Below are 15,672 nucleotides of genomic sequence, written 5' to 3'. Positions count from 1 at the left end.
GCGCCCTGGGCATGGCCCTGAACGCAGTAATTTTCTGGAACAGCCTCTACATCGACGCCGCCGTGAAGGAGTTGGAGACCGGCGGCGTCAGCATCTCCCCGGAGATCCGTTCCCGGCTCTCTCCGCTGGTTCATGAACACATCAACTTCCATGGACGCTACCCGATCGTCCGCTCGCACCCGGGCCAGGCCCTGCGCCCGCTGCGCGACGCACGCGCCGAGCAGGGCACAGCCTGACCGGTCGCCTGCGGCTCTCGCTTCAGTGCCTGGCCAAGGGGCGTCAGGCGCTGGGTCCCAGGGCGTCCAGTGCCCGGGTGTACTGCTCCAGGCCGGGCGCCTGGTCGGGTGCGGCCCGCAGGACTCGGGTCAGGTGTCCGGACAGGACGTCCGCCAGTCGGTCCAGGGCCTGTTCGCGGGACAGGCCGGCGTCGAGCAGCCGCTGGGCGGCCGGCCACAGCTGGGTCGGGTTGTCGAGCCATAGTTGGTTGGCGAGCACCTCGTGCACCGCGTGCAGGCGTCGGGGTACCTTCCGGGCCCGCATCTCCTCCTGGACGATCAGCGCGCGTTCCTCCTCGTCGGCGGGGTCGAGGTCGTCCGCCTCGTCCGAGTCGCTATCGCCCGGGACCCAGCGGTGCCCGGTTTCGGGGATGGCGAAGATGCGCCGGTCGATGACGGCCTGCAGGACATCGCCGTCGTGCCCGTTCTGGTCGATGTCGGCGATGTATGCCCGCAGCGGGTGCGTCGGGAACGCTGCCAAGGTCCGCGGTAGGGCGGCTATCCGGCGGCGCAGTGTCCTGAGGAACCTCCTTGCGGTCCTGCTTGGGCAGGTACTGCTCGGCCACCCAGGTGTAGTAGCCGGTGATCGCGGCGGGCAGTTCGTCCAGCAGGGCATCAGGCAGGAGAAGAGAGCCGGGCAGGGCATCGGTGAAGATCCGGGTGAGGGTGCCCGGTCCGATCCGGCGCGGGTCCCGGCCCAGAACATCCACGGACAGCCGGATGAGCAGCTGGGGTGCCACCCGGGCGGTCGCGGTGGCCTGGGCAGCCCCGGCCGGCGAGGCGAGGTACTCGCTCGCCAGCGCATCGCGGGCTGCCTCGTCCCAGATGTCGGCCAGTGGCCGCCTGTCCGGTTCGCGGGTGCCGGGATCGAGTTGCCTACTGCGGGCGACAGCGAAAGCGAGGGGCTCGAAGAACTCTGCATCCGGTCGGACATCGGGCCGGGCGAGGCTTGCCAGCCCGTGGGCCAGGAAGGCGGTGACGGCGTCCTTGACGGCGTGGTGAGCCGCCGTGTGCGTCAGCGGCAGCAGCTCGCTTCCGTCCCTGCGGGCGGCCTTGATCAGGTTTTTACGGCATCCCTCGGTGTCGTCGATGGCGGTGATGTCGGTGGCGGCCCCGTGCCAGGAATGGTCCCGCTCGATGAGAATGCCGTGCAGGCGGTCGCCGTCCCGGTGAACGAAGGTGCACAGGATCTGCTCAAGCTCGCCGTGGCGGTCCATGGCGTGCCAGCAGTCGCCAGGCATGGCCTGCCCGAGCAGGTCGAGCCAGCGTGGCTGCGACCAGGACCGGCCCTGACGCGCCGCAGCAGCGGACATCCGGTCGGCGGCCGAGACGGCGGGCTCGTGAAGCGCTGCCGGCCCGATAGCCGCCAAGCCGTGGAGCATCGCGCACGCCTCGGGCCGTCCGGCCCGCTCCAGCTCATCGACCAGATCCAGCAGGGCCAATTCCAGGCCTGTCCCGTCGAGGCTTGATTCTTGCAGCAGCCCGAGGTGGGTGCTGATCCACAGTTCCGCTTCGAGGGCATCGGGCAGGGCGGCGAAGACCGGGCCCGCGTCACAGAACGCGCGGTACACCGGCTTCAGCCCCGGCAGCCGCAACCGGACGGTGCTACCAGAGCGTTGAGACGGACGTCGGGCGCTGCTGCCGGACTTCTTACGCGGCTTGCTCACTGGACTCACCCGATCATTCTGGTGCATCCGCAGAAAAGCTCCCACCGGCTTCACCGAACACACCGCGTGGCGGCGCAGCTGGCGGTCCACAGGACGTCGGAAGAGACGCACACGAAAGGGGCGGTGACGTGGGGTCAGGGTCGTCTTGCGGCGTCGCTGGTGGCACACTGCCGGGCATGGCCCCGATCACGATCGATGAAGCGCTGAGCCGGTTCCTGGACGAACAGCGGGAGCGGCTGGCCCCGCGCACCTTCCGTAACTACGACGATGTGATCGGCCTGCTGCGGGACTGCATGAACGGATACGGCCCCAACCTGCTGTCGGAAGCAGACCACGACCGCTGGCAGCACGCCTATAACGCCGGTGATGAGGACGCATTCTGCACGCAGATAGACGCCTCCTACATCGACAGCATGCTGGATGAGTTCCTCGGCTACTTCATGATCCGCAAGGTCATGGCCGGACAGGAACTGCTGCGGGCGTCCGGCACGGTGACCAAGAAGCTGGTCGGCTGGCTCGCCGAACACAGCGTGATCGACCAAGAGGCCGCGGCGAGCGGGACCGAGCGCGCCACCGACGCCGCCCGCGATCTACCCAAGGCCGAACGTCTCGCCGACGCTCTCTACCAGGGCATCAGCCGGGATACGGCCGAAAGGGATAGCGGAGACCTTCGCAGGGCCTGCTCGTTGGACAGGGCGTGAACGAGACCAGCAGAACCGTTCCCGCGCCCCGGTCTGCCTTCCCCGGCTGGTCCGGCGGATCTGGGACCGCTTCCGATACGCCGATTTACGACGATGTCGTGCGGCTCTGGCTGCGGACGGGCCGGGAGGTGCCGTGGGCTGCCCGCGACGATGCAAGGTTGCGGCCCGCGGCCTGGTGGGACATGCCCAGCCGGGAAGGTTGACAGCCGCAGCGGCAAGGCGGTGCGCTGAGGCGGTCCGGGTCTGCGGTGAGAGGGAGTTGCGGGTGGTGCGGGTGTGGCGTGCGGCGGCGCCCCGGGTTCGTGGGCGAAGCTGGGCCGGTCAACGCGTTCACGGAGAAGGGGCAGCGGGCAGTGGCAACCATGACAGTCGGCTACGAGGCCAGGATGACGGTGCGGCCCTATATTCCGCAGGATCGGGAGCGGGTGCTGGAGCTGATCGCGGGTGACCGGCTGCCCGGCCGTCCGGCGGTGACGGCCGCCATGCTCGGCCATGCCCTTGAGGGCTACTGCCTGGGCGATCCGGCGGCCGGAGCGCTGGAGGAGCTGCGCACGGACGTGGCCGTTGACGCCACGGGTGAGGTTGTGGGGGTTTCCTGCTGGGCGGTGAGCGAACGGGATGGTGAGGGCCTGCTGCTGTGGCTGCACTGTGTGGAGGACGACCAGAGGGTCGCCGGGGTGCTGGTGGAGCACATCCTGGAACAGGCGGGGCGGCGAACGGTCCACGCGTTCAAGATGCCCACCGCGATCGGGTTCGCGGGCTTGGCGGTGCGCAACCGCCGCGGCAGTGCGGCGGCGCTGGAAGCCGCAGGGTTCTCCCGTCAGGACGGCTGGAGCTACCTTCACCACCGCCTCGACACGCTCCGGCCCAGGCCGTACGAGGTCATCGACATCACCGAGTGCGCCGACCCGTACGGTTGGTACGTGCGTCTGCGGGAGAAGGACGGCACCCTGCTCGGCAAGGCAGTGGTCAGCCGGCCCGTCGAGGGGACCGCGGTCCTGGAATGGATCGCCCTCGCGCCCGAGCCGGACGGGAGCGGACACGTCCTCCTCGAACAGTGCCTGGCGCACCTCGCCGACCGCGATGTCCGCGAACTCGTCGTCCTCCTCGACACCTCCGTCGACGATCCAGGGCACGGTGGGGGCCTGGCCGGGGACTTGCACTATCGGGCTGGCTTCCACGAGATCGATCACCTGTACACCTACATTCGCCGTCCCTGACCCGCCACGACCGTCAGAAACAGCGCCCAGACCCACCACCGCCTTTGGCCGCCCGCGTGCGTCGGCGACGGGAGTCGTGGCGGGGTGGCAGACTTCGGATGCCGGAGCCGCGACAAGGCACCGGCCTGCGCCCGGCAGGGCGGCGCTGTGGCATGGGACAAAGGGACTTGAACGATGGCAACAGGCACCGTGAAGTGGTTCAACGCCGAAAAGGGATTCGGGTTCATTACGCAGGACGACGGCGGCCCGGACCTGTTCGTCCACTACTCCGCCATCCAGGGAACCGGCTTCAAGGAGCTCAACGAGGCCGACCAGGTCGAATACCGCGTCGCCCAGGGCCCCAAGGGACCCCAGGCCGAGCAGGTCCACCGCCGGTAACCCCCGGCGGGAAGATCACGAAGGCTACGCCTATCCTCGTCCGGCAAGGCGGCGATGCGGGCCATGGCGTCCCTGTGTGGCCGTCGGCTACGGGGCGCATCGAGATGCGGCCCAGCGTCGGCGGCTGAAGGGTGTTCCGCCGTCAGGGAGGCCGAGGCGTGTCCTGGTTGTGAGCGTCCGTTCGCGGGTTGCAGGGGCGTGGCTGGCAGCGCGGGCAGAGTGTCAGGCCGTGGCCGCCCGGGCCGGTGAGGGTTCCCCAGCCGTCGCAGAGTCCGCAGTCGCGGGCCAGAACAGGGTCTGGCCTCGGTGTCCCGGGCGGGGGCAGGGCATGCTGGTCCATGGGGGCAGCGTGGCATCCCGGGCGTAGCCGGGACCTCTGCGCCGGCCGTCCGGGGTGAGAGGTCGGCGCAGAGGAGGGAAGGCGCATTTTCCCTCCTCGTGAACGAGAGGCAGCCGAAATGGTTGCGTACGCTGGCGTGGTTCTCCACTGTACCGGCCTTGTACAGCTGCCCGGTCGGCCCGGACGGTGGTGAACGCCTGGGCGGGCAACGCTGAGCCGAACGTGTGGCGGCCTGGACGCACGGGGGGCGGCGATCACTCCTCCCTCCTGCCTGCCGCTCTGATGTGTCGTGCTCCGGGCGGTGTAGGCGAAGATGGACGAATCCGGCGGCGGACAGCGTCAGCAGGTGAGCAGCCGGGGTGAGCCGGAGGGTGGGGGTGTGCTGGTGAGTGTCGAGGATGCTGGTGTGTGGGGGGACTTGTTCGACTGTGAGGTCGACGAGCGGCCTGTGCAGTTCGTGCGGCCTGCCGATACCGACCGCCCCACGTGGGCCGTCTACGAAGGCGGGAGCTACCTGGGCACCGTGAACGCGCAGGCGGCTGGCGACACGGTCATGTGGCGGTCGCAGACCACCCGTGAGTCCCACCGCCGGCTCGACGACGCCGTCAGGGCGCTGCGGCGTCCGCCCTCCTGGCCCCGGGAACGCGAGCAGGTCAGTCAGTGGGCCCGCCGTCTCCTGGCGGATGATTCCCTGGTCGCCCTTGATGTGGAGACCACCGGGCTGGAGAACGCGTTCGCGGTGCAGATCGCCGCCGTGGCCCCGGGCGGCACCGTGGTGTTCAACGAGTACGTCAACCCGTGCGCGGACATCGAGCCGGCCGCCATCGCCGTACACGGGATCACACCGCAGAGTCTCACCTCGGCCCCGGCCTTCGGCGAGTTGCTTCCAGCCCTCACCGATGCTCTCCACGGGCGGACCGTTCTCGCCTACAACATGCCCTTCGACCGCAGCGTCCTGGAACGCGAACTCGTTCGCCACCACGGCACCGCGGCCGCGGCCGCACGGTGGTTCACCCATAGCCGGTGGGAGGACGCGATGGTCCCGTACGCGGTGTGGAAGGGACTGTGGTCCGTCAAGCGCGGTGCCTACCGCAACCAGCGGCTCGGCGGCTCGCACGACGCGGTATCCGACTGTCAGGCCCTGCTCGCGAAAACCGGACAGATGGCCGCACCCGCATCCTCCACCCGCTGGTGATCACCGAACGCCAGCCTGCGGACCAGCGGCAGGAGTTAAGGGCTGCCGTGAGGAACGGAACAGGCGCGGGCTTCTGCCGCTGGTGGTCCCCTCTTCCACGCCGCGCTGCCGACCGCTGCCTTGAACGTACAGGCCCCGGGTTTCTGCGGGTTCAGCCGAACCGGTGGCCGCTGGAGGCCGTCTGCCGTGATCATGGCGGGACTGCTGTACGCACGAGGAGGTATTCCGATCATGCCTTACGAGTCCCCAGTCCGTCGGCTGCTACCTGGCCCGGACCGCGACCAGGTAGCAGCCGACCTCAAGGCCCAGTACGAAGCGGGGGCTTCGATTCGCTCCCTCGCTCAGTCCAGCGGCCGCTCCTACGGCGCGGTGCACCGCCTCCTGGCCGAGGCCGGAGCCGGCTTCCGCTCACGCGGTGGTGTCCGGCTGGAGCCGCCTACCCCGTGACGGGGCCCGGGCAGGACGGCTCACCAAGAACATCCTCCCCGGCCGCACCTTCCGCGGCCGTGCCGCCGTCCTCCTCCATGGAGTCGCCAAGCATGCAGAGTTCGGCAAGGACCGCGCGGGCGAGGCCGCGCCGCTCCTCCAGGGCAGGCTGCAAGGCCACCACCTCGAAGATGACCTCAGGGGACGCGCAGGCTGGCCCCTCTTCAGCAGAGGCACGCCGCCAAGGCGACTGAGCGGCAAGGAACCGTGCGACGCCCCCTGCCGACATGTGAATGTCCATATCCAGCTCAACGAGCATGCTCTCCCGTGCGCAATCCCCGGGGTGAGGATCTACCCCTCGGGCTCCTCTACCCCGTGTGAGGGGCAGCCGAGGTGACTGTTTTGGACGGCCGGTGAGCTGTGGCGATCTGGTGTGGAGTGGTCTCGCTGGACTGGTAGGTTGATCTTGTGACCGACGCCCCGCTGCAGCTGCCCTCGTACGAGGAGTTGGCCGCGCTGGTCGTGGAGTTGAGGCTGCTGGTGTCCTCGCAGGCGGCCACGATCGCGGAGCAGGCGGAGCGGATCGCGGAGTTGGAGCGGCAGGTCGCGGCCGACTCGCGCAACTCCTCCAAGCCGCCGTCGGGTGACGGGCTGGGTAAGAGGCCCGCGCCGAAGTCGCTGCGGCAGCGTACGGGCCGCAAGCCGGGCCGGGCGAAGGGCGATCCGGGTGGCCGGCTGGAGCAGGTCGCCGACCCGGGCCGGATAGTCGATCACTATCCGGACGCGTGTGGCGGTTGTGGGGCCGGACTCGACGGCGCCGGTAGCACGGGATACCGGGCCCGGCAGGTCTTCGATCTGCCAGAGGTGAAAGCGCAGGTGACCGAGCACCGGCTGCACCAGAGGGTGTGCGGGTGCGGGCACGCGACGACCGCCGCGGCTCCCGGGCAGGTCAGTGCGTCCACCGTGTACGGGCCGGGCGTTCGCGCGGCGATCTGCTACCTGTCGGCGTATCAGCATCTGCCGGCCAAGCGCCTGGCCGAGGCGATGGACGCCTTGTTCGGCCTGCCGATCTCCACCGGCACCGTGCTCTCGGTCCTGGCCCGCGCGCACGAGGGCCTCGCCGGTTTCGAGGCGGAGGTGAAGGAGCACCTGGCCGCCGTCCCGGTCGCGCACGCCGATGAATCGGGTGTGCGGGTAGCGGGCAAGCTGCACTGGCTGCATGTGATGTGCACCCACCTGGCCACCTTCTACGGCATCCACGCCCGGCGCGGCCGCGAGGCGATGGACGAGATGGGGATCTTGCCCGCGTTCACCGGCACCCTGGTCACCGACGCCCTGGCCTCCTACACCGTCTACGGCAACGACCAAGCCCTGTGCGGGGCGCACGTGTTGCGCGACCTGATCGCGGTCGCCGAGGACACCCGCCGCGACCCGGCCTGGGCCCAGGCCATGATCGACGTATTGATCGAGGCCAAGGACGCGGTCGCAGAGGCCCTGGCCGCCGGGCAGGACGCCCTGGCTCCCGCCTTCCCGGCCGACTTCCAAGACCGCTACCGACGGGCGGCGTTGTGCGGAATCTCCGCCAACCCCCGCCCCGCCACGGGACCGAAGCCCAAGGCCAGAGCCCTGGCCGAACGCCTGCGGGACCGCACCGAGGAGTACCAGCGGTACATGGTCGACTTCGCGGTCCCCTTCGACAACAACCAGGCCGAGCGCGACCTGCGGATGATCAAGACACAGCCGAAGATCTCCGGATCCTGGCGGACCCTGACCGGCGCGAGGCGCTTCGCCCGGATCCGCTCCTACATCTCCACCGTGCGCAAACACGGCATCAACCCCCTCACCGCCCTACGCGACCTCTTCGCCGGACGGCCATGGATGCTGCCCACAACCAGCTGAAACCCCTAAACAGTTACCAGCCGAGATGCGGCTGGAAGGGGATGTTGTGTTGTTGAGTCCGTCGGGGTGTTCGTAAGGGGAACCCCCAACGAACAGAAGCGATCTTGGAATATCCGAGAGGGCGACCTGCGCGAATCTCGTCTCATTTAGGGTGTCCAGTGATCTGTACGGTGAGCGGGGGCTATCCGTACGTTCCAAGCATGAGCGAAGCCATCGGGTACGCGAGATGCAGTCTGGACGAGCAGGACCTCACCGCCCAGCGCGGCATCCTTGCCGGGCTCGGGGTGGCCGAGGAACGCATCTATCTCGATCACGGTCTCACCGGCACCAACCGAGAGCGCCCCGGGCTGAACCAGGCTCTGGCCGCGGTCCGGGCCGGGGACACCCTGGTCGTCCCGAAGCTGGACCGGCTCGCGCGCTCGGTGCCTGACGCCCGTGACATCGGCGACCGGCTCACCGGCCGCGGTGTGAAGCTGTCGCTGGGCGGCTCGCTGTACGACCCGGCGGACCCGATGGGGAAGATGTTCTTCAACATTCTGGCCACCTTCGCCGAGTTCGAGGTGGATCTTCTGCGGATGAGGACCCGCGAAGGCATGGCTGTCGCCCGGGCCAAGGGGAAGCTGCGGGGCAGGCAGCCGAAACTCTCCGCCCGGCAGCAGGCCCACCTCGTCGGGCAGCACCGGGGCGGCGAGCACACCATCGCCGACCTCGCCGAGATCTTCTCGGTGTCCCGGGCGACGGTGTACCGGGTCCTGGAGCGCGCCCAGAACGCAGACCGACAGGAAGCGGGCGGGAACACCCGCGCCGGCGTCGGGTACGTAGGGTAGGGGTGTGAAGATCTCCGAGACGGACCGGGCCCGGCTGAGGAAATGGGCCGGGCATCAGGTTCCCGAACACGCACGAGCCGAGGTCGCCGTGGGCTGCGTGGTGCGCGGCAGTACTGTCGTGATCACCGAGGAGCGGGCTCCGTGGGACGGTGTCGGTGAGTGGACCTCTCGCAGGGTCGCCCGGCTGCGGTCTACCGATGCGGGCTGGCTGGTGGACGGGGCGGACCGCAACGGCCGCTGGTACCCGTACGATCATCTGCCGGCTGTTGCGTCGCTGGATCAGGCTCTGGCTGTGCTGGACGATCCGCGCCACGCCTTCTGGGGCTGAGCCCGCTCAGAACGGGTAGGTCTCGGCGGGTGCCGGGGGTGTCGGGGACTGTTGCGCCGGTCCGGGAGACTGGGTATGTGCGGGTGCCGCTGCATTCTGGGAAGCCGCGCCGGGGCGGTAGGTCTTGGTGACGGCGGCGGTCGCGTAGGTCAGGGACGCAGCGATCTCCTCGGCGTCGATCTCGACGGTGGTGCGGCGCTGGCCTTCCTTGTCGTCGAAGGTGCGCTGCTTGAGCCGCCCGGTCACGATGACCCTCATGCCCTTGGTGAGGGACTGGGCGGCGTTCTCCGCAGCCGCCCGCCACACTGAGCACCGCAGGAACAGCGGTTCCCCGTCGGTGAATTCGCTGCGGTCGCGGTCGTACACGCGTGGGGTGGAGGCGATGGTGAAACCTGCGACCGGGATGCCGGCGGCGGTGAACCGCAGCTCCGGGTCGGCCGTCAGGTTGCCGACCACTGTCACCAGCGTCTCGCCCGCCATGCCCGCCACCCCTTTTGTGTCTGCTGCCGAAGTACGACCACCGTACCGGGGCCGGGCCGCCGGCTGACACGATGGACGGTATGACGGATGAGGACACCACGCTGGAGACGGCGACCGCGGCACTGGCCGCCGCGCAGGAAGCGCTGTACGCGGCCCGCCGGAATCTGAGCGCGGCGATCGTGGCCGCATACCGGCACGGGGAACCCGCCGTCCGGATCGCCGAGCGCACCGGCAAGGACGTCATCGAGATCCGCAACCTTCTGGCCGCCGCCGGAGCAGCACACCGCACATGATGGCGCGAGAACCCGCTGCCCCTGCCCCGGCGAAACGGCCGTCGCTGCGCCGGTAGAGTGACGGTGCGATATGCCCGCTTCGAACCAGGATCCAGGTGGCCATGCTCCAGGTGCCCTATGACGATGACACGCCCGACGGCATTGTGGCGGCCGAGGCCTTGTCGATGGCGGTCACGGAATTGGTGGCTCGTAGCGGGGAGCTGAAGGGCGAGCTGGTGGAGTTCGCCCAGCATCCCCGTTTCGGCAGGCAGTTGACCGCCCGCCTGCGTGCCGCGGGCAGCAATGGTCTGCTGGACGAGGGCGTCGCCGTCCGTACCGTCGATCATTTCGCTCTGCAGCACCGGCTCCACGACGGCACCACGGTCGTGGAGCGTTTCGTCGCCCAGCGGCGGCCGCCTCTGACAGCCGACGAGCGTGCGATGCTGCTGGGCTGGCGCGACGTCGTCGAGGGCCTGTTCGAGGTACACCGGGCCGACGACGGCACTGTCGTACTTCACAACCTCATCGACGACCTGCGCTACCCCGTCCGCTCCAACATGGGCTCCGAGGCACTGGCCGTCCTGGAACAGGGGATGTTCACCTACGGTCGTATCGTGCCCGTCCATCCCGCCACCGGTCACTGGCTGGTCAGCGGCTACCTCTCGCCCTACCCCCAGTCCTCGGGCTCGGATGTCGCACGGGCCGCCCTGCGGATGGCGACCGCTGACCCGGGCCTGCTGCGCCGCAACCAGGATCTGTCTCGGCGGGCCTGGCAGATGCAGGCCGAAGACCGCGCCGCCTTCATCAACCTGTTCGGGTCCGATCTCGTGATCCTGCCGCCGGCCACCGCCCAGGAACAGCTGACCGAGCACCACCGGCGCCGCCTGGAGGAAGCGACGGCATCAGCCGAAACCGACGGCCGGCCCACCACGGACAGCGCTCCAGAAGCTGAGGAGATGGGCCGGCTGCCCGAGGACTACATGCAGGCCGACAGCGTCGGGCTGATCTACGACGAGACCGAAGGCCTCAACTACTACCTCGACTTCGGCCGCCTGGACGCCCTCTTCGCCAACCCCTCCCTGGCCAGCGACCACACCTACATCACCCAGCTCCGCAACTACCTGAGCGACGACACGGTCTCACCCCTTCCCCTGCGCCGCCTGGTCCAGCGCCATCCCGACAGCGCCGACGCGGTCTTCCGCGCCCTCCTGCGCAAGCCCGGCTTCTCCTGGCCACACGACGGCGAAGACCTGCTGCGCAGCCGCAAGAAGTCCTTCTTCCATCAGGAGACGGCCCCCAGCATCTCCGTCGTCGGAGAACGCCTCGCCGAACTCCTGCGCACCCCGAACTGAGGACACCGGTGCATGAGCTCAGCGACATGCAGCTGCAGGATCTGATCGAGGAAGCCACCGTGGACGCCTACGACGAGGACGAGCAGCTCACCGGCTTCTACACGATGCTCGTCGACCATCTGGCGCTCCCGTTCGAGACGACCGTGCTCGGAACGGGCGTCACCGTCGATTCCGTCGACCTCACGCCCGGAAGCCGGATCATCGCCTGGTGCACCCGCGGTCCACACCGCCAGGCCATCGCCATCCTCGACCTCCCCCTGCCCACCCCCGCCCCGGACGGCGCAGAATGGATCCACGCCTACCGGCACTGGGCCGCCTGAGCGCGGCGAACCCGGCCTTGGGTGAAAGGCTGCATGACTTCGATCGGCTGGCTCGTCACGCCGCTGCCGGTTCAGGCTCCTCGACGTCGAAGTCGACGTCCAGGTGCGGGTCGAACGCGTCCGGGCGCGCGGTCAGCTCCGTGGTGGCGTAGGTGCCGAACCGCATGATGTGGTCGGTCAGGTACGGGCTGATCGCGGCCAGGTCCTCCCCGGTGATCTGCCAGCCCTCCGCCTGGAGCTCGCGCACGACCTCCATCAGGTCCAGCGTCGTATGGAAGATCACGCAGGTAGTTGGCAAGCAAAGACGTCAGCTTCACCGCCTTCTCCTGCTCGACCGGGTCGTTCTCGGCGATCACCCCGCCGTTGCAGAACGCCAGCCAGTCGGTGAAGTTGTTGAAGGACTCCACTTTGTTGGTGGCCGCCGTCACCCGGCGGCGAAGCGACGGATCCGAGATGAACCTCAGCAGCTGCACGGTGGCCACCGCCCGGCCCACCTCGCGGAAGGCACGGTAGATCTGGTTGCGGTGGGAGTTGCTGCCCAGGCACCGCAGCAGCAGGGGCGAGGCCAGGGTGCCCTCCCGGATCGCGATCGAGACGCGCATGAGATCGCGCCAGTGGGTCTCGATGAGCCGCCAGTCGATGACGTTGCGCCCGCCCTGGTCGAACAGGACGTCGATGTGCCGGTAGCGGGCACTGGCGGAGGGCCGGTAGAACGTGCGGTCCTTCCAGTTCCGTATCCTCGGCATCAGCTCAAACCCCATCAGATGGGCGAGACAGAAGACCGGGAACGACTGCCCCTGCGTATCGGCGTGGATCGTGTCCGGCCGCATCTCCGAGTTGTTCTTCAGCAGCCCGTCGATGATGTACACGGCCTCCCACACGCCACAGGGCACGAACCTGGAGAAGAGCGCGATGTACTGATCCGATATGTGGTGGTACGCGATTCCGCCGAATCCTCCGTACCGGATCGAGGACTCGGCGAGCAGGTTGTCGATGAAGGTGTCCATCTGCGTGCCGTCCGCCGCCACGGACGTCCCGTCGCCCCACGCCTTGACCAGGTCCAGGCGCATGAACGCGTTGACCACGTCGGTGATCGCCTCGTTGATCTTCTCCACGCTCAGATGCCGGTTCGTGATCGCGCCCAGCTCGTGCGCGGACACCCCGGCGATGTGCCGCGCGGCCTCGGCCAACGTCATGTTGATGCCGCCCACGAAGGTGGTCAGGACGTACCGGCCGAAGGGGTCCTTCAGCTTCGGGTCGCTGCCGGAGGCCGGGCCGAAGCGGCGCCACCACTCCACCCAGTACGCGGTGCGGGACAGGATGCCCAGCAGGGTGCGCTCCGGCATCCGCGCCTTGACCTCGGTCTCCAGTGCCTCGGCCAGGGCGCTGACGCCCTTGGCGCGCTGCTTGCGCAGCACCGGTACGCCGTTCTCGTCGATGACCAGGTCCGCGTTGTCCGGATACCCGGAATCCACCTCCGCCGCGGTGGCCTCCAGCCGCTGGCGCAAGGCCGCGATGAACCCCGCGGCCGTGTCCGGCAGCCCGGTCTCCTCGCACAGCTGCGCCAGCTTCGGCCCGCACTCCTCCCAGTCGGGCAGCTGATCGAGCCAGTTGGCGAAGGTGTCCGAGCCGGTGATGGCCACATCCCCAGGCGCAGGTGCTCGGCCAGGTAGGTGAAGACCAGCGTCTCGAAGCGCCGGCGGTCCAGCATGCCGGGCCTCTTGCGGACGCGTACGGCCCGCTGCCAGTTCTGCGAGGCGAAACCCAGGTCCAGCGGCTCCCCTTCGTGCAGGTCCGAGATGTACTCGCGGGTCGCGCTCTGGTGGGCTCGCGCGTGCGCCAGCGCGTCCAGCACTCGCCGGTCCTCGCTGACCGCCTCGAACTCCAGCGTGCCCACCAGGTCGAACATCGGAGCTCGGTCCCGCTTGTAGAAGCGGGAAACGAGTACCTCGTGGTTGTTGCCGTGGTGGGCGGCCACCGCCTCGATGTCGGCGAACTCCGCCGCGAACGACCCGGATGCCTGCACCGCCTTCTGTGCCAGCGCCAGCGCGGCGGCCCGTTTGGCGGCCAGCGCCCGCGCCGCCTTGCGGCGGGCCTTCTTCCCCGCCGGGAACGCAGCCGGGGCCCCGTCCGGGCCGCGCGGGACGAGGTCGGCGGGGTCGATCCGCTCCAGCACCGTGCGGTAGGTGCCGATCATCCGCTCCACCAGCGCCTGCTGCTGCTTGCGGATCTCCTCCAGCTCGTCCTTCGCGTTCTTCAGCTTGGTGGCCACCCGCTTGCAGAACATCTCCGCCAGGTCGTCCCGGGCCCGCCGCCGGGCGGTGTGCACCAGAGCGGCCAGCAGCGCGATGAGCTTGCCCGTCTCGTAGTCCCGCAGCTCCGCCGCGTCCAGCGCACCCGCCTCGGCCGCGAAGTCGGCGACCTTCCCCGGCGCGATCCCCTCCAGCCACGTATCGGTGTCCCCGAGCCCGTCCACCCACTGAAGCTGCTTGTGCTGCTCCTTCAGATGGCTCCAGCTCGGGCGCTTCGCGGGCTTCTTCAGCCGGTTCAGGCCGCTCTTGCGGTCCAGCCCGCATACCTCCAGCAGCCCCAGCAGCCGGGCCCGGGCCTCAAGCGTCATCCGGGACCGGACGGTGGCGAAGATGTCCTCGTTCACCTCCCGGCGGACCCGGGCGGCCATCTCGTCCAGGGTGCGGAACGCCGGCAGCTCACACGTCGCCCGGACCAGCTCCTCCAGCGCGACGTTGATCAGGTCCGGCGGATTGTTCTTCACCAGCGCCGCCCGCCGGATCGCCTCCTCGGCGATCGAGCGGGCCCGCTCCTGGTCGTAGGAGATGCCCTGCCGCTCGCGCACCAGCTTGCGGTGCAGCTTGGCGGTGTTGGCCGACTCGTAGTGCGGTCCGGTGCCTTCGGCCAGCTCCAGGGCGCCGCGCACGTGCTCCACCACCGTCTCGGGCACCTCGGCGGCTTTCGGGAAGTAGCCCAGCTTCTGGTAGCACTTCAGCGCCAGAGCGAGGGCGAGCAGGTGCTCCCCGGAGCGGGTCCGCTCCTGGGCCCAGTCGATCTCCTCGCGCTTGGGGGTGAAGAAGACGTGCATCTCCCGCGCCGACATCAGCCGCTTGAACCGCGGGTACGCGGTCCGTTCTATCGAGGTCACGCCGCTGGTCCCCGCCCCTGATACGAAAACGATCACTTCCGCGCGGGACCGTACCAGGGTGATCACCAGCCGATACGACTGCCCCACAGAACCCCGCCCGCAACCGCCGCGCGGCCTCTACGCTCGACTCCCGTGACCGACAGCAGCAAGCAGCCCCGCCGTGACGGAGACCTGAGCAACGAGCAGGTGGCCCTCCTCGTCGAGCAGTTCACCGGCCAGACCAACCGCATCGCGGAGATCACCGCGATGCTCATCAAGTACGCCCAGGCCGGCGGCAAGGACTGGGAGACTTTTGAGCGCCTCCTGGACCACCTCGCCCGCGAAGGCATGAAGCTCATCCAGTACGGCCGTGGCCCGCTCCAACCGGACCTGGAGAAGGCCGCCCGCGTACAGATCGAGCAGGCCGCCGGAACCACCGCCCGGCAAGGCGGCATGCGCGAGCACCTCCACCAGCGCACCGCCGCCTCGCTCCTGGCCACCGTGTGGTTCGCCGGACAACACCACCTCGTCGAAGCCGACGACTGGCCCGACACCCTGCCCGCCACCGTCCTCGGCGCGATCCGCCAGGCCCCGGCCATCAACGACGACCCCACCATGCGCAACCTCCGCGACACCGGCGACCCCACCCGATAGCCGCCCCGGGGTCACCGGCCACCCGCTCAAGATCGCGCTGCTATCCCTTTCGGCCGTATCTCGGCTGACCCTCTAGAGGTCCGCGAGTTCACGAAAACTGAAGGGTCTTCAGCGGGAACCCGCGGGTCTGTCGCTGTGCTGTGCGGGGGTGGACCCGTGGGTTCGTGGTGAAGCCACGGTATCGGCTTCGGATGACTGCTCC

19 protein-coding genes and 1 pseudogene are annotated in these 15,672 nt (G+C 69.1%); 13 read left to right on the top strand and 7 right to left on the bottom strand.

Translation table 11 applies throughout. The features are described from left to right. Nucleotides 1–236, top strand: a 236-nt coding sequence (locus OTB19_RS38350; RefSeq protein WP_267803422.1) for a Tn3 family transposase, incomplete at its 5' end; no start/stop codon positions are given. Between the two features lie 43 nt (nucleotides 237–279). Here OTB19_RS38350 and OTB19_RS38345 read toward each other — a convergent pair. Beyond that, nucleotides 280–540, bottom strand: coding sequence for a hypothetical protein (locus OTB19_RS38345; protein ID WP_267803421.1), 261 nt, complete (start codon nucleotides 538–540; stop codon nucleotides 280–282). 70 nt (nucleotides 541–610) lie between these two features. Then, nucleotides 611–2,032, bottom strand: coding sequence for a hypothetical protein (locus OTB19_RS38340; RefSeq protein ID WP_267803420.1), 1,422 nt, complete (start codon nucleotides 2,030–2,032; stop codon nucleotides 611–613). An 86-nt stretch (nucleotides 2,033–2,118) separates the two neighbouring features. On the opposite strand from OTB19_RS38340, the gene OTB19_RS38335 reads away from it, so the two are divergent. From OTB19_RS38335 to OTB19_RS38315, 5 genes are all read left to right on the top strand, one after another. After that, a complete protein-coding gene (locus tag OTB19_RS38335) occupies nucleotides 2,119–2,643 on the top strand; it encodes a hypothetical protein (RefSeq protein ID WP_267803419.1) in 525 nt (174 codons plus the stop codon). Nucleotides 2,644–2,996: 353 nt separating this feature from the next. Then, entirely contained in the window at nucleotides 2,997–3,863 is an 867-nt protein-coding gene (locus OTB19_RS38330; RefSeq protein ID WP_267803418.1) for a hypothetical protein, read from the top strand. A 174-nt stretch (nucleotides 3,864–4,037) separates the two neighbouring features. Beyond that, nucleotides 4,038–4,241 carry a cold-shock protein gene (locus OTB19_RS38325; RefSeq protein ID WP_267803417.1) on the top strand — a complete coding sequence of 68 codons (204 nt, stop codon included), beginning with the start codon at nucleotides 4,038–4,040 and terminating at the stop codon, nucleotides 4,239–4,241. 746 nt (nucleotides 4,242–4,987) lie between these two features. Further along, on the top strand, nucleotides 4,988–5,776 hold the full coding sequence (locus OTB19_RS38320) for a 3'-5' exonuclease (RefSeq protein WP_267803416.1): 789 nt from the start codon (nucleotides 4,988–4,990) through the stop codon (nucleotides 5,774–5,776). 231 nt (nucleotides 5,777–6,007) lie between these two features. Next, the gene (locus OTB19_RS38315) at nucleotides 6,008–6,223 is read left to right on the top strand and encodes a helix-turn-helix domain-containing protein (RefSeq protein ID WP_267803415.1); all 216 of its coding nucleotides are present in this window, start codon (nucleotides 6,008–6,010) and stop codon (nucleotides 6,221–6,223) included. Here the strand turns inward: OTB19_RS38315 and OTB19_RS38310 are convergent. Next, complete coding sequence (locus tag OTB19_RS38310; RefSeq protein ID WP_267803414.1) at nucleotides 6,213–6,521, bottom strand: hypothetical protein; 309 nt, start codon at nucleotides 6,519–6,521, stop codon at nucleotides 6,213–6,215. The two genes, OTB19_RS38315 and OTB19_RS38310, sit on opposite strands and share 11 nt — an antisense overlap. A 149-nt stretch (nucleotides 6,522–6,670) precedes the next feature. Between OTB19_RS38310 and tnpC the strand changes: the two genes are divergently transcribed. The 3 genes from tnpC to OTB19_RS38295 all read left to right on the top strand — a co-directional run bounded on the left by tnpC (nucleotide 6,671) and on the right by OTB19_RS38295 (nucleotide 9,256). Continuing rightward, nucleotides 6,671–8,101: an IS66 family transposase gene (tnpC, locus tag OTB19_RS38305; protein ID WP_267803413.1), complete on the top strand. Its 1,431-nt coding sequence runs from the start codon at nucleotides 6,671–6,673 to the stop codon at nucleotides 8,099–8,101. A 200-nt stretch (nucleotides 8,102–8,301) separates the two neighbouring features. Continuing rightward, on the top strand, nucleotides 8,302–8,928 hold the full coding sequence (locus OTB19_RS38300) for a recombinase family protein (RefSeq protein ID WP_267803412.1): 627 nt from the start codon (nucleotides 8,302–8,304) through the stop codon (nucleotides 8,926–8,928). 4 nt (nucleotides 8,929–8,932) lie between these two features. Further along, complete coding sequence (locus OTB19_RS38295) at nucleotides 8,933–9,256, top strand: DUF3024 domain-containing protein (RefSeq protein WP_267803411.1); 324 nt, start codon at nucleotides 8,933–8,935, stop codon at nucleotides 9,254–9,256. Between the two features lie 6 nt (nucleotides 9,257–9,262). On the opposite strand, the gene OTB19_RS38290 is transcribed toward OTB19_RS38295, so the two are convergent. Continuing rightward, on the bottom strand, nucleotides 9,263–9,736 hold the full coding sequence (locus OTB19_RS38290; RefSeq protein ID WP_267803410.1) for a single-stranded DNA-binding protein: 474 nt from the start codon (nucleotides 9,734–9,736) through the stop codon (nucleotides 9,263–9,265). Between the two features lie 80 nt (nucleotides 9,737–9,816). Here OTB19_RS38290 and OTB19_RS38285 point away from each other — a divergent pair, with 80 nt between their 5' ends. The 3 genes from OTB19_RS38285 (at nucleotide 9,817) to OTB19_RS38275 (ending at nucleotide 11,680) form a co-directional block, all read left to right on the top strand. After that, the gene (locus OTB19_RS38285) at nucleotides 9,817–10,029 is read left to right on the top strand and encodes a hypothetical protein (protein ID WP_267803409.1); all 213 of its coding nucleotides are present in this window, start codon (nucleotides 9,817–9,819) and stop codon (nucleotides 10,027–10,029) included. A 101-nt stretch (nucleotides 10,030–10,130) separates the two neighbouring features. Further along, on the top strand, nucleotides 10,131–11,360 hold the full coding sequence (locus OTB19_RS38280) for a hypothetical protein (protein ID WP_267803408.1): 1,230 nt from the start codon (nucleotides 10,131–10,133) through the stop codon (nucleotides 11,358–11,360). A 26-nt stretch (nucleotides 11,361–11,386) separates the two neighbouring features. Continuing rightward, on the top strand, nucleotides 11,387–11,680 hold the full coding sequence (locus OTB19_RS38275) for a calcium-binding protein (protein WP_267803407.1): 294 nt from the start codon (nucleotides 11,387–11,389) through the stop codon (nucleotides 11,678–11,680). 55 nt (nucleotides 11,681–11,735) lie between these two features. On the opposite strand, the gene OTB19_RS43815 is transcribed toward OTB19_RS38275, so the two are convergent. The 3 genes and pseudogenes from OTB19_RS43815 to OTB19_RS38265 all read right to left on the bottom strand — a co-directional run bounded on the left by OTB19_RS43815 (nucleotide 11,736) and on the right by OTB19_RS38265 (nucleotide 14,837). Further along, nucleotides 11,736–11,936 carry a Tn3 family transposase gene (locus OTB19_RS43815; protein WP_420716996.1) on the bottom strand — a complete coding sequence of 67 codons (201 nt, stop codon included), beginning with the start codon at nucleotides 11,934–11,936 and terminating at the stop codon, nucleotides 11,736–11,738. A 100-nt stretch (nucleotides 11,937–12,036) separates the two neighbouring features. Beyond that, nucleotides 12,037–13,026, bottom strand: a pseudogene (locus OTB19_RS38270) (transposase); the annotation flags it as partial. Further along, nucleotides 12,927–14,837, bottom strand: a complete 1,911-nt coding sequence (locus OTB19_RS38265) for a DUF4158 domain-containing protein (protein ID WP_267803406.1) — start codon at nucleotides 14,835–14,837, stop codon at nucleotides 12,927–12,929. The gene OTB19_RS38265 and the pseudogene OTB19_RS38270, both read right to left, overlap by 100 nt. Before the next feature lie 132 nt (nucleotides 14,838–14,969). Between OTB19_RS38265 and OTB19_RS38260 the strand changes: the two genes are divergently transcribed. Further along, entirely contained in the window at nucleotides 14,970–15,470 is a 501-nt protein-coding gene (locus OTB19_RS38260) for a hypothetical protein (protein ID WP_267803405.1), read from the top strand. Nucleotides 15,471–15,672: the final 202 nt, after the last annotated feature.

The organism is Streptomyces sp. H27-H5 (assembly GCF_026627505.1).
Lineage (GTDB): Bacteria > Actinomycetota > Actinomycetes > Streptomycetales > Streptomycetaceae > Streptomyces.
The sequence above is the reverse complement of the archived record's forward strand: the minus strand, read 5'-3'. Positions and strand labels throughout refer to the sequence as shown.

Coding starts and splice junctions, on each gene's coding strand:
- OTB19_RS38345 (WP_267803421.1), bottom strand. CDS start 540: ATGCGGGCCCGGAAGGTACCCCGACGCCTGCACGCGGTGCACGAGGTG.
- OTB19_RS38300 (WP_267803412.1), top strand. CDS start 8,302: ATGAGCGAAGCCATCGGGTACGCGAGATGCAGTCTGGACGAGCAGGAC.
- OTB19_RS38285 (WP_267803409.1), top strand. CDS start 9,817: ATGACGGATGAGGACACCACGCTGGAGACGGCGACCGCGGCACTGGCC.
- OTB19_RS38335 (WP_267803419.1), top strand. CDS start 2,119: ATGGCCCCGATCACGATCGATGAAGCGCTGAGCCGGTTCCTGGACGAA.
- OTB19_RS38310 (WP_267803414.1), bottom strand. CDS start 6,521: ATGCTCGTTGAGCTGGATATGGACATTCACATGTCGGCAGGGGGCGTC.
- OTB19_RS43815 (WP_420716996.1), bottom strand. CDS start 11,936: ATGGAGGTCGTGCGCGAGCTCCAGGCGGAGGGCTGGCAGATCACCGGG.
- OTB19_RS38290 (WP_267803410.1), bottom strand. CDS start 9,736: ATGGCGGGCGAGACGCTGGTGACAGTGGTCGGCAACCTGACGGCCGAC.
- OTB19_RS38315 (WP_267803415.1), top strand. CDS start 6,008: ATGCCTTACGAGTCCCCAGTCCGTCGGCTGCTACCTGGCCCGGACCGC.
- OTB19_RS38325 (WP_267803417.1), top strand. CDS start 4,038: ATGGCAACAGGCACCGTGAAGTGGTTCAACGCCGAAAAGGGATTCGGG.
- OTB19_RS38275 (WP_267803407.1), top strand. CDS start 11,387: ATGCAGCTGCAGGATCTGATCGAGGAAGCCACCGTGGACGCCTACGAC.
- OTB19_RS38280 (WP_267803408.1), top strand. CDS start 10,131: ATGCTCCAGGTGCCCTATGACGATGACACGCCCGACGGCATTGTGGCG.